We start from the raw sequence: 13,138 nt of genomic DNA, 5'->3' as shown, positions 1-13,138 counted from the left end.
TCTTTTTAGCTAAACCCCCTATATTTGCACCCCGAATAAGATATTCCGGCGAGGTAGCTCAGTTGGTTAGAGCGCAGGATTCATAACCCTGAGGTGATGGGTTCAATTCCCATCCTCGCTACACAAAACCTCTCAACGCAGTTGAGGGGTTTTTTTGTGGAGCAGCGTTTCGAGCTTGCTCGAAAAAGCTGTGACACGAAAAAACCACAATGGCAACGCCATTGAAGGTTTTGTGTTAAGCCCCCCAACAAGAAAGTCGGAGCAACTTTGTTGCGACGACAATTCCTCGCTAGCGAAGCCGGCAATTCCTCATCTCATCAAGATGCGAAAGAAAAAAATCATTCCAATTTTTCGTCATATTAAACTTTATTCTTAAATTGAACTACCCCAATTTATTCCTCCCCCAATTGTTTCGTTTGTAATCGCTTACTGACCTGTGACAGCTATGTCTGGGACTCAGGAGGCTTTGCTGTACAATCAAAACAAAAACAATATGGATTTTAAAGACCAAATTAAACAGCTAGGTGAAAGAGTTATAAAGCTTAAAGACCAAATCAACACTGAAGAAGCAACCAAAAATGCTTTTATTATGCCATTTATGCAAATACTAGGCTATGATGTATTTAATCCTACAGAAGTAGTTCCAGAGTTTATAAGTGATATTGGTATTAAAAAGGGAGAAAAAATTGATTATGCAATATTTAAAGATGGAATGCCTACAATACTTATTGAATGCAAACATTGGGCACAAAACTTAAATATACATGATGGGCAATTACTTAGATATTTTCATGTCTCTAAAGCAAAGTTTGGATTACTAACGAATGGTATCATATACAGATTCTATTCAGACCTAGTAGAACCCAATAAAATGGATGAAAAGCCATTTTTAGATTTTAATATTACAGATATTAAGGATAATCAAATTGAAGAGTTAAAGAAATTCCATAAGACAGTATTTGACTCAGAAAGTATAGTTAACACTGCTAGTGAGCTTAAGTATACAAATGAATTGAAAGCTTTACTTCATCAAGAGCTAACTAATCCAAGTGCTGATTTTGTTAGGCATTTTGCAAAGCAAGTTTATCCTAGTGTCGTTACTGCTAAAGTTCTAGAATTATTCACTAATCTTACTAAGAAGTCAATTCAACAACATATCAGTGACCTTATTACTGAAAGACTAAAAACAGCTTTAACCAAAGAAGATGAGGTAACTAAAGAACAGCAAGCAGTTGAAGCTGAAACAGTAAAATTGGAGGATAGTAAGGTTGAAACTACTCAAGAAGAATTAGAAGGGTTCATGATTGTAAAGTCAATACTAAGGGAAAAAATATCAGTAAAAAGAGTAACTCACAGAGATGCCCAGTCTTATTTTGCAATTTTATTGGATGATAATAATCGTAAAACTATTTGTAGGCTCTACTTAAATGGGCAAAAGAAATATTTTGTAATTCTTGATGATAGTAAAAAGGAAGTAAAGAAAGAAATTTTTTCTGTTGATGATATTTTTAGCTATTCACAAGATTTATTCAATGTGGTTGAGAACCTCGATAAAGGAAGGGATTAGTGAATATGAACTAGTCAGGTTATACGTAAATTTAATTTTAACTTAAATGGATAAGTTCATTAGATTTCCAACCAAATATAGCCACAGACTTTGGGTTTATATTTTAAAATTATTGCTTTCAATAAAATTATAAAAGACACTAACTTTTTATCTAATGAAACAAATCAGGAATTTAGTTGTTTTATTTTTTGTCTCTTTTTTCTATTTAAAAGCACATGGACAATCATTGTCCTTAAATGAAACAACAAGTTTTTACGAGTATTCAAAAATAAAAGATACTACTACAAATGGCTTGGTTGTTAAATTCAAAAAACGACTTGAAAGTTTAAACTATAAGGACATTGAAATATTAGATAGTTCAATCACTTGTAAAGGTTTTACTAATCATCTTGTCATGGGGTTTGCGACAGTTGAAATCAGGTATGTTATAAAGCTCTTTTTTAAATCAGACAAATATAAATTGACTGTAACCAATTTTATTCTAACTGACAAAAATGGCAGTAATCCATTAGAAGGGTTGGGCTCGTTTAAGAGGAAATGGATTGGTATTATTGATAAAAAACTTCCTGAAATAGTTTCAAAAATTGAGACTTTGAACATTAATGAATCTTGGTAGAACTTTGTCCATAACTACAGCCAACAAAAGGCTTTACGCAAGTTGGTCTTTCAGCAATAGCCCATCAGCTTTGGTATTTCAAATGAGCTTCAGTATTTTGGCTTTTACTAATTGAGTCTTTAGTGGCCAAGCCAGCAGAAGAATCACAGATTATCCAAACTGCGTAAAGCCCTGGATGTTAGCCACAATTTAAAATGAAAGCACTCTGTTATAGAAACACTTTGACCAATCTTCCAAATTGGAATCCGAATGACAAAGTGCATTTAAGTCAACCTTTAGGGTTTGCGTACGAGGATACAAACCACTTTATTCATCTTTATGGTTGGGATAAAGGATTCAAGGGGATATCAATTGGTTTGACGGTTGTTGAAGGAAAAGAAAATGGAAATACAAATGGAAAATCACTAGAAGATTGGGTTAAAGATACTTTCGGTGCGACAGATCTAAAACAAACTACAACAGACATAGGTCATTCGATTAAAGGAGTTTGGAGACCAGGATTGTACTTTAACACAGAAGTTATACAAGCAATTGGAACAACCGAACACGAAAGGTTTTTATCGGAACAAGCAATTAGGGTGCTTATTCAAAAACTTGATGAAATATTTTTTTTTATTGAACCACACATTTCGACAAAAGACACATTCAGCCATAAAATAAGAGAACTTCTAATTTTAACCTGCACAGAAATTGAAAATTTTTGGAACTCATATTTAATCCAATGCGGGCAATTTCCAAATAGAAATGGTTTTACGACAAATGACTATGTCAAACTCAAAGACAAACTCTTTTTAGGGGACTTTGAATTTAATCTTATTTCTTATCCTGAACTTGGTTCAATTAGACCTTTTGAAAATTGGGATTCGGCTAGCCCGACTCAATCACTTTTTTGGTATGACGCTTACAATAAAACAAAACATGACAGAACTAACAATTTTGCAAAAGCTAGTCTATGGAACACAATTAATGCTATAGTTGGCTGTTTGATATTGCACTGTGTTAAGTTTGGTCCATTTACAATGTTTGACAGTGACAATCATTTTTCAGCTGTAATTAAACAGCACTTTTCAGGACAAATAGCTATTGACTGTAAAGAAACATTTTATGTTCCTAAAGTCGAACCAAATGCAAGTTCTCGTACAGACAAATTTGTATTTGACCCTAAGCGAAATGGTCTGACAAAGGAATATGTAATCAACAACTTGACACTATAAACTGTCGCTAACATAGGGTTTTATGCAAGTTGGGCTTGACAAACTTAACATCAGCCAATTGCAAAGCCGGGCATCGGTTCGGGCTGAACAAACATTGCCCATCATTAGTTCTTAACTTCATCATCACATTTTCATTCAGCAGCGGCCCGGGCAGACAGAATACTAATTCCCAACCTGCATAAAGCCCTGTTCGTTAGCGGCAAGCATAAAGACCACCATTACAATGAGAGACGTTTTAGATAAAAAGCTTGACAAAATTTCTAACATTTGGAATAACTACATTTGGGAATATAAATTTTGTAATTCAAAAATAAAGTTCACTCCTGATGTTAAATCAAATTACTTCGGCGACATTTTAAGCTACTTTTCAGACACCTTTAATCTCATATACAATTCTAAAAAGGCGGACACTTTTTCAGAAAATTTAGAAACTTCCATTAGTTTTTTGCAAGCAATTTATATTCAACAAGATTTCATTGAAGAACTATTGCACATATTCAAATGTGACATTGGCAAAGGAGATTTGAAAAAAGATGACAACTACACAATTAATAGAGAACTTAGAAACGAATTGGTCGGGCATCCAATCAGAAAAAGTGATATAAATGGCACAAGGCAATTACTTTCTTCAACAATATTCAGTAACTCAACAAACGCAGACCAAATTTCTTATTTGCGATACCATTTGGACAACAATTATAAATTTGAAGAAGTAACACACAACAAAGAAGATATTTTGAAAAGGCATAGTGCTTTCGTTGAATTTTACTTTGATATAATTATAGAAAAATTAAAAGGCATACTATCACAATTCAAAACAAAAATTGAAGAAATTGAAAAAGCCTTAGCTAATGCCCCTTTTGAAAATGTTGTAAAGATTGTATCCGACAGTTTTGAGTACATTTTTAGGACGGATTACCTTTATAAGCCAGACATTTTGTTAGAGGTTTACAAATTGAAAAACACTAATCGCCGTTATAGCAATGCAATTGAAATGTTTCAACGGGACTTAAACCAATTTCTAATTGACAAAAAGCAAGACATAGATGATTTAGTAAATGAAACAGACAGATTTAGCTTTAAACAAACAGATGAAGAAGTCATATTTCCCGAAATAATATTTGTTGAAAGCAATGATAAAGTTGACACAAGTAAAATTCCTGTTTCATATCATTATGAGTTAGGCAAATTGGTGGAAAGAAGCGACTTTACTAAGTTTAGATTTTTCAGCTCATTATTAAAAAGTAAGTGCAAGGACAAAGAACTTGTTTTAGCAGAAATTGAAAATATGGAAATGAACTTAGACAATACTTTAGAATACTATTGTTCATTTCATTTGGTGGACACAGAATTGAATGGCTTGGAAAATGCCAGCCGCTAACATTGGTATTGCCAATAGTGAGGCTTGACATTGGAACAATCAGCAGCGGTAATTCTGCTGTACTGCGCTTCGGGGCTCGACGAATAAAGCCCAACTTTAGTTCTTAATATTTAATTTTATCAAAAAGCCAGGCAGCGGTTCCGGCGGACGAATATAAAATTCCCCACCATCGGCAATACCTGTTCGTTAGGCGAAATCAATTATGCAGTCACTTCTACAAATTATTTTCCATCAGACCGTCGAGACAATGAACTCTTCTGGTAGAAACGGTTTTTGGTGGGACTTGGCTAAAGACTTTTTGCTTCCTCTTGTTTTAGGAGTCTTTGCAGGTTATATGGCTTACTACATTTTTGTAAAAGAGACTAAAAGAGATAGAGTTAATGATGAAGCCAAAAAAGCAGAGGAGCGTTCCGATAAACTAAAATACTTTTCTGCGCTTGTTGAAAGTGCACTTAGAACTTCGATTCAACAGAAGAACAACTTAAAAAACCAAATCAAAGCTATAAGGCAAAACAATGTTGAGTTCCAATTGATGACGCAAGTTCCACTTTACGATTTGAAGCGCATAAGTGAGGAATTAAATTTAGAAGATTACCTTCTTGCATACACGAACATTTACAGCCAGGATAGAACTGCATCCGTCAAGGAGTTTAAAAACACCATCGCTGCTATTGATTATTTGTATGATGTTTTTCAACACATAATAATTCAGTTGAAAGACTCACAGATGTATGACTATCAAAGAAAGAAAAAGCTACAAGAAATTTATGAAAATGGCTGGAACCTGTCTGGAAGGCTAATGTTATACTTTCAAAGAAACGACCCGCAATCATACAGCGAATTCCTTCAATTGTACCAAAACTTTATGCAAAATCACCAAGGCGACAATTATGACTTGCAATTTTATAACGACTTCTTTTTCGTTCCTTTCAATGACTTTTGCACAACTTACATGGCCGATAATAGAAGAATAATACCAGAAATTCTTGAACTTGGCATTTTTACAAGGGATGGTAAGCAATCATTCAATCAGGTAAAATCAGAAAATGATATTGTAAAGAATGACTTGATTGGTGACTTCAAGATTATTTACAGTTCACTAATGGAATTGCGAGATAATTCGGAAAGGCTTTTAGCGGACTTTTGAATTCGCCTAACATAGGTTTGCCAAAATGCCGGCTTTTGAATAAGATCCAAGCTTTGAAATTCTATTCGACTTTATATCTTTAATTAAACGACAGAATAAGGAATACCGGCACTTCGGCAAGCCTTGAACGTTGGCTGCTATAATATTTGACGCTACCCGAAATGACAGTAAAAAAAAATCAACATTACGTTCCTCAATTTTATCTACGACTTTTTTCAGTCAATGAACAAGAAAGTCAAATTGGATTATTCTATTTGACAAAAGAATTTTTCAAACAAAGTGTTCCGTTAAAATCTCAAGCTAAAGAAGACTATTTTTATGGTGCTGACGGCTATTTTGAAGAAGAACTTTCAAAATTGGAATCTATTTGTGCACCACATTTCAAGACAATAATTACTGCTAATATTATTCCTAAAAGACAAAGCTCTGCCTACTTAAGTACTTTAGTTTTTACAATTGTTATGTCTAACAGAACGAAAGACACAGCAGAAAAAATAAAGGAGACAACAAATAAAATGGCAAAAGAATTAATGAGCTACGATGAGAATTTGAAAGACAAAATTGAAAATATAGGAATTTATCCAACTGAACCAGCAGCAATGGCTTTGGCGACAATTAGCGAACAAATACCAATTTGTTTTGATTTAAAACTCAAACTAGTAGTTAACAAAACAAACTTAAAGTTTATCACGTCCGACAATCCAGTAATTAAGTATAATCAATTTTTAGAGCAACGAAAGCATCAAGGTGGAAATGTTGGTTTAGCTACAAAAGGTCTGCAACTTTTCTTCCCAATTTCACCAAATCATATGCTTTGCTTTTACGACGAATGGGTATATAAAATTGGAGACAAATCGAATGATATTATTACAATTGATAACATAGACGATATTGAAAAACTAAATTATTTACAAGTATTAAATTGCTATGACCATTTGTATTTTGACGACACTATAACAGAATATTATTTAAGAACACTTTTTAAAAAAGCAAAGTCAAAGTTGCAAACAGAATATTCTAATTTGCAAAAAACACATTCTTATGTTGACGAAGAAGGACAGGAACATATTTTTTATCACTCATACAATTATAACTTAGAAGTAAATCTTTCTCTCTCATTTATTACACAAACTAAGAGAGCAAAAAGACATATATTAAGTGACTTTGCAGTACAACTTAGAGACGAAAGTTTACGACAAAAACGAAGATAATAACAGCAGCCAACATTAGGCTTGGCATTATTGGGGCTTGACGAATATAGCCTTAGCATTTGTTCTTTATTGTGCTTCAGTTTGGGCTGGACGTTATAAATTTGGCTTATGAATAAAACATCAGCAATATTGCAATTATTTGGCTTTGGTTATGGGCAGACGGAATTCTAATTCCCCAACAACGCCAAGCCATTTTCGTTGGCTGCAAGCACTAAGAGATCTCTTGTTAATATTAAAATAACAACAAATGACCCAACGAATTGCGGTTGAAACTTTGACCTTAAGTGAGGTTTCTGATTTATTTCAAAAATCAATTGATATCGCTTTTCCTAAATTCAAGAACGCAATTGTTTATCATGAAAAGAAGATAAGAAAAGCAAAAATCAAAAATCATAAATGGGTAAAGACATACGAAGAGTTTAAAGGAGCAAAGCTTAATTTTTATTGCCAAATATTATCTGAAGTGCCTAGCCCAATTGTAAGCATAGGAATGACTCATAGAACATCTAAAGGTCTAATCTTAGTCACTGTCGACACTTCCAATGGAGGAATTCCTCCTAATAGTTTTCATAACAATACAGTTTGGCAAAAATGGGTTAGGATTTATACAGGACATTATTGTGAAAGATTTGCTGAGCGAATCATGAAATCTGAAACTAAAACATTTGAAATCGGCTCTGAAGGAATTATGTTTTCTGATAAACAAGGACCCGTAAGAATTACAGATTCTATTGCTGATGGAGTTGAAGAAATTGAATTTCAATTTAAGGATGGGCAGGCTTATGGTTATCGTGACTATAATAGCAAAATAGTTTATTTAAAAACGGTTTATTCGAATGATATGCTAAAAGGAGAACGCCTTATCTTCAAAGAAGATTGGAAAGACACGCTTGATCAATTACAAGAGCTTTTTAAATGGTCTCAATAAAAGTGTGGTTGTGCCTACAGCCAATAATAGGCTTTGCGCAAGTTGGTCTTTCAGCAATGGCCCATCAGCTTTGGTATTTCAAATGAGCTTCAGTAATTTGGCTTTAATTAATCGAGTCTGTAGTGGCCAAGCCAGCAGTAGGAACACAGATTCCCCAACCTGCGTAAAGCCTCGGCCGTTGTGCGTCATTCAAATCCGACATCCCAACAAAGCTTTTAAATAATCAACCATATAAATTTATCTACTATGGGTTTCTTTTCATCTTTATTCTCCGAAAGTAAAGAAGATAAAAAGTCGAAAATTCAGCATTTGAGAGCGACTATTGAACAACACAAAATGAGCATTGAAAATATCAAAATGAATATGGCTCGTTACAGAGCATCAAATGCTCCGAGACATTATCAGGACGGGGGGAAACAACAAATAGCTCATTATAGACTCTTGATTGCAAAGTGCAGGGCTGACATTGCTCGACTTAGAATGTAACTGTAAACCTTTTATGATAACAATGGATAAAAAGGCTTTAATTGAAAGTGTTATTGATTTGTATAAGGCTGCAAGAGAAATCAAGCTGTCTTTTACTTACGACAACGAAAAAATTAGAAGAGGACGAAGCCATACAATTGCAAGTTTGACTGAAGATTTGTTTGCGTATTTTCTGATCAACAAATTTCCACAGGTTGACAAAATTGTTATAGACCAACCAATCTCCTTTCGTTCCACTGAAAAAGCACGGACTATTTATCCAGACCTTGCTTTAATTCAAAACGGGACTATCAATACTATTCTTGATATCAAAATGGATTTAGGTAGAAAGAGAAGTGAAGTTGTAAACTTGTTTAAAGGAGCACAAAACATAGTCAGAGAGATGAGAGGAAAGCAAGTTTGGTATCGTGATGGAATAACAAAACAGCTTTTCCATGCTACTGTTACTGGAAATGTCAAATATTTTATTGTTGTCTTCAGCAGACAGAATATAAACCAAGCATTTCTCAACAGCGAAATCGAAAAACTTCAAAGCAGTTATATTTGCAATGCACAATTTTATTTCTTGACTGACAAAGCGCATCCCAATAGTCAAAACACCGAAGCTGCAAAGATTAGTATTGAAGTTCTTCCTGACTTTGACAAACTACTTGACGAACTGAACGAACGCACAACAGGAGTATTGCTGCAAGCGGGGGGCGAAGAACAAGTCATCAGCTTTTAGTTCATTGCTCAACGACAGCTTCGGCTGGACGTTCACAAATCAGCTTTTGTAATTATAATTTGGCAACATATCTTAATTTATCTGCAGTTCAAGGGCGACTGAATTCGGAATGCCCCACCTGCAGCAATACCTGTTCGTTAACGGTAAGCATTAAATAATAACAAGAGTATAATTATTTATTTAATCATGTGGTTTCTTATACTAATCTTGATTTCCATAGCTCTTGTTCTCATTTATCAAGAGGTTCAAAATGATAAGTTACTTAGAACCGTAACTCATAAGGGAAGAGGTACTTGGTCAGAAAGGGACTTAATACTGAAACTCCTTAAGAATGGATTTTCATCTGAAACAATTTTTCATGATTTATATGTTCAAAAATCTGATGGAAGTTTCTCTCAAATTGATGTTGTGATAGTAACAGAAGTTGGTATTTTTGTAGTTGAGGTAAAACATTTTAGTGGTTGGATATTTGGGACTGGGAATCAATCAAAATGGGTTCAAGTTTTAGCTTATGGAAAACAGAAGTATCCATTTTACAATCCAATTTTTCAAAACAACAGCCATATAAAGTTTCTTAAGAGTAGGTTATCTAACTTAGACGATATTCCCTTTTATTCCTTAATTGTTTTTTATGGTGACTGTGTTTTAAAGGATTTATCACTAATCCCAAGTGAGACTAATATTGTAAAATCTGCTGATGTTATAGAGACTATTAAGAAACTTATTCAAACTGGCCGGGAATCAACTTATTCTAATTTTGCTGAAATCGAAGCGATATTATATGAATCAGTTAATCATGGTGAAGATCGTGATATAAGACTTCAACATGCTGAGAGTATTCAAAATAAGTGGAATCCAAAAAACTTTTAAAAGCCTCCCGCTAACAAAAGGCTTTGCGCAATTTGGGCTTCAGTAAAGGCCCATCAGCCTTGGTAGTGCTAATCAACTTCAGTAATTTGGCTTTCAACTAATCGAGTTTTTTAGTGGCCAAGCCAGCAGTAGGAACAACTATTCCCAACCTGCGTAAAGCCTCGAACGTTAGCTGCAACCAAAGTGCTAAATCCGTAATTACAATTTTATGCCTAAAGCCATTATTTTATCTTTTCTACTATTTGTATTTTCTTCATTTCAGAATCGTTTAACAGTCAAAGACAAATTAATTGGAACTTGGGTTTTTGAAAATTTCGATTACCCCAATTACGTCTCTCCAGATAGCAAAGAAGCGAAGGAAGCGAATCGCGCAAATAAAGGCCTCACTATTACATTCATGCAGGATGATAAATTCAGTTCCATTCAACACGAAGGAATGAAAGAGAATAACACGAAAACAAGCTATAAAGTCTCAAAGGATAATAAATATTTGACAATTGGTACAGAAACTAGTAAGATTGAAAGACTTGATGAAAATTATTTAACCCTGTATGTTGAAGGAAGACCAACAATAACTTTTCGAAAGAAAAAATAAAAGCAGACGAATATCGCCCATCAACAGTAGGAATTCTGACCCAGCTTCAGTAATTTGGCTTCAACTAATCGAGTCTTAAGTAGCCAAGCAAGAGACAGAATATATTTCCAAACCTTAGCCAAGCCCTAGACGTTTGCAGCAAATACTTGACATTAATTATATTCAAAAATCATGTACGAGATCACTAAGAATAAAAGTATCACTACAAAAATTGCATATGGTATTATAGGGCTTATTCTATTGTCTGCGCTTTTAAAAATTCTGTTTAAAGAGCCAGAATTAACGCTTGACCAAGAGCTCCAAGAAATATCAAACATGACAAATAAACATACTCCAATTCAAATCGACAGTTTAACTACTTTAAACAATACTCAGGCCTTATACGGCAACAAGTTGCAGTATAATATCTCAATTAATGCCGATAAAGCAAATGTTGACACAACAATTCTTGTAACCACTTCAAAAGAGCGAGTTATTAATATGCTTAAAACTGACCCCAAAGGATCATATTTCTTCACTAACAAAATTGATATTATTTACAGGTATACTGATAAGACTGGAAAGTATATATGCCAAATCATTATTACTCCCAAGGACTTAAGCTCACAATAATCTTCAGCTAACATAAGGCTTTACGCAAGTTGGGCTTTCAGCAATGGCCCATCAGCTTTGGAGTTTCAAATCAACTTCAGTAATTTGGCTTTAGCTAATCGAATTTTTAGTGGCCAAGCCAGCAGTTGGATCAAAGATTATCCAAACTGCGTAAAGCCCTGGACGTTAGCTGTGATTCTGGAACGACACACCGAAAAACGAAATGAAGACAATATCGGAGTTAAAATTTGACAAAATAATTAAAGACGGATTTTACGAAATCTTGAAACCGTTGGGCTTTAAGAAAAAGTCGAATAACTTTTACTTAAAACTTAACACTATCGGACAAATCATTAATGTTCAGAAAAGTGCGTTTGGAAACAAGGACAGTATCAGCTTTACTATAAACACAGGAATTTTTGTCCCTGAATATTGGCTTGCTTTTTACAATTACAGTGACAAAGGACTTCCGTACTATCCGACTGAACCAGAATGTTTGATTAGAAAAAGAATTGGAGATCTGCGAAACCAACACGACACTTGGTATGACATTAAAGAGCGAACTGACGAACAACTGCTTATTGACGAAATGAAAAAAAATTTGACAAGTTTCATTTTGCCATATTTTGACAGACTAAATAGCACAGAAAAAATGCTTCAAGAGTTAGACAAAGCAGATATGATGATGACACCTTTGGGTAAGCTAATAATTTATGGAGAACTAAAACAATTCGACAAAGCTAAACGAGAATATGAAAGACTTCTAAACAAAAAGACAAATCCACATTTCTTAATGACAGTAAAAGAGTATGGACAAAAATATGGACTTGATAACTAAAGAAACTACAGCTAACATAAGGCTTTACGCAAGTTGGGCTTTCAGCAATGGCCCATCAGCTTTGAGTTTCAAATCAACTTCAGTAATTTGGCTTTAGCTAATCGAGTTTTTAGTGGCCAAGCCAGCAGTAGGAACTATCCTTCCCCACCCTGCGCAAAGCCCTGGACGTTGTATGCTATTACATAACACCCTAATATGGCAAGAGACAAATTGGCAGCAAAGCTTATTCTAAATCTTAGCGGTGAGACTAAAGGCTTTGTACTATGGAATGGTACTGAAACCTATTACGAAAAATTAAGATCAGCTTACAAAGACATTCTAAAAGATAAAAAGTCTGACTACTTATACTTTGGCTTTTTTACCTTATGTGCAGCGACTTTAGAATACTCCATTAATTTCGTATTAACGGATTACTGTTTAAAACACTATGGACATGAATCCTATAAGAGCTACGCTGAAGAATTCATCAATATGTCATTTAAAAAGAAGTTATTAATGACTCCTTCTATAATTTCAAATGGAGAATTAAAATTCAATGAGGTTTCAGAGCCTTACAAAACGCTTTGCGAACTAATAACTCTGAGAAATCGCATACTTCACAACAAAGAGTTCTTAAAGACTTTTGACGCCCCTCCTTTGACACTTGATAGTAATGATGAAAACTTTGAATTTCAGATTCTTATAGAACCCAATTATATTGACACACTGGACAAAAACTTATGTATAAAGTTTGGTAAAGCTTTAGGTGACTTTAAGGAATTAATTATGGATCCAGCAATAGATAATGATTTGACAGAAAACAAAATTTTACAAAAAATATAAACAGCATACAACAAGTGGCTTTGCCAAAGGCGGGCTTTTGTACTTAGCCCATCAGCACTAGGAATTCTGAACAACCTTCTATAATTTGGCTTTAACTAATCGAGGCATTAGTGGCCAAGCCAGCAGAAGGAACATCTTTCCCCGCCCT

At 34.2% G+C, this 13,138-nt stretch carries 14 protein-coding genes and 1 tRNA gene; all 15 read left to right on the top strand.

Annotated features, from left to right (window positions below; translation table 11 throughout):
- Positions 1 to 47: 47 nt before the first annotated feature.
- The 15 genes from Q8S25_RS04785 (at position 48) to Q8S25_RS04715 (ending at position 12,990) form a co-directional block, all read left to right on the top strand.
- Positions 48 to 121, top strand: a tRNA-Met gene (locus Q8S25_RS04785).
- 372 nt (positions 122 to 493) lie between these two features.
- Entirely contained in the window at positions 494 to 1,567 is a 1,074-nt protein-coding gene (locus Q8S25_RS04780; protein ID WP_305535378.1) for a type I restriction endonuclease, read from the top strand.
- Positions 1,568 to 1,721: 154 nt separating this feature from the next.
- Entirely contained in the window at positions 1,722 to 2,183 is a 462-nt protein-coding gene (locus tag Q8S25_RS04775) for a hypothetical protein (RefSeq protein ID WP_305535376.1), read from the top strand.
- A gap of 194 nt (positions 2,184 to 2,377) precedes the next feature.
- Positions 2,378 to 3,397, top strand: a complete 1,020-nt coding sequence (locus tag Q8S25_RS04770; RefSeq protein WP_305535374.1) for a hypothetical protein — start codon at positions 2,378 to 2,380, stop codon at positions 3,395 to 3,397.
- Between the two features lie 223 nt (positions 3,398 to 3,620).
- Positions 3,621 to 4,778: a hypothetical protein gene (locus Q8S25_RS04765; RefSeq protein ID WP_305535372.1), complete on the top strand. Its 1,158-nt coding sequence runs from the start codon at positions 3,621 to 3,623 to the stop codon at positions 4,776 to 4,778.
- A 247-nt stretch (positions 4,779 to 5,025) separates the two neighbouring features.
- Positions 5,026 to 5,925, top strand: a complete 900-nt coding sequence (locus tag Q8S25_RS04760; protein ID WP_305535370.1) for a hypothetical protein — start codon at positions 5,026 to 5,028, stop codon at positions 5,923 to 5,925.
- A gap of 161 nt (positions 5,926 to 6,086) precedes the next feature.
- A complete protein-coding gene (locus Q8S25_RS04755) occupies positions 6,087 to 7,136 on the top strand; it encodes a DUF4238 domain-containing protein (protein ID WP_305535368.1) in 1,050 nt (349 codons plus the stop codon).
- A 247-nt stretch (positions 7,137 to 7,383) separates the two neighbouring features.
- Positions 7,384 to 8,064, top strand: a complete 681-nt coding sequence (locus Q8S25_RS04750; protein WP_305535366.1) for a hypothetical protein — start codon at positions 7,384 to 7,386, stop codon at positions 8,062 to 8,064.
- 309 nt (positions 8,065 to 8,373) lie between these two features.
- Positions 8,374 to 8,550 (top strand): hypothetical protein, encoded by a 177-nt coding sequence (locus Q8S25_RS04745; RefSeq protein ID WP_305535364.1) that lies wholly within the window; start codon positions 8,374 to 8,376, stop codon positions 8,548 to 8,550.
- 22 nt (positions 8,551 to 8,572) lie between these two features.
- Positions 8,573 to 9,274, top strand: a complete 702-nt coding sequence (locus Q8S25_RS04740; protein WP_305535362.1) for a hypothetical protein — start codon at positions 8,573 to 8,575, stop codon at positions 9,272 to 9,274.
- Positions 9,275 to 9,460: 186 nt separating this feature from the next.
- On the top strand, positions 9,461 to 10,144 hold the full coding sequence (locus tag Q8S25_RS04735; RefSeq protein ID WP_305535360.1) for a nuclease-related domain-containing protein: 684 nt from the start codon (positions 9,461 to 9,463) through the stop codon (positions 10,142 to 10,144).
- Between the two features lie 208 nt (positions 10,145 to 10,352).
- Complete coding sequence (locus tag Q8S25_RS04730) at positions 10,353 to 10,739, top strand: hypothetical protein (protein WP_305535358.1); 387 nt, start codon at positions 10,353 to 10,355, stop codon at positions 10,737 to 10,739.
- Between the two features lie 171 nt (positions 10,740 to 10,910).
- On the top strand, positions 10,911 to 11,351 hold the full coding sequence (locus tag Q8S25_RS04725; protein WP_305535356.1) for a hypothetical protein: 441 nt from the start codon (positions 10,911 to 10,913) through the stop codon (positions 11,349 to 11,351).
- A gap of 202 nt (positions 11,352 to 11,553) precedes the next feature.
- Positions 11,554 to 12,168 (top strand): DUF4304 domain-containing protein, encoded by a 615-nt coding sequence (locus Q8S25_RS04720; protein WP_305535354.1) that lies wholly within the window; start codon positions 11,554 to 11,556, stop codon positions 12,166 to 12,168.
- Between the two features lie 195 nt (positions 12,169 to 12,363).
- Positions 12,364 to 12,990, top strand: a complete 627-nt coding sequence (locus tag Q8S25_RS04715) for a hypothetical protein (RefSeq protein WP_305535352.1) — start codon at positions 12,364 to 12,366, stop codon at positions 12,988 to 12,990.
- Positions 12,991 to 13,138 lie beyond the last annotated feature (148 nt).

Source organism: Sediminibacterium sp. (assembly GCF_030695065.1).
In the GTDB taxonomy this organism is placed as follows: domain Bacteria; phylum Bacteroidota; class Bacteroidia; order Chitinophagales; family Chitinophagaceae; genus Sediminibacterium.
The sequence above is the reverse complement of the archived record's forward strand: the minus strand, read 5'-3'. Positions and strand labels throughout refer to the sequence as shown.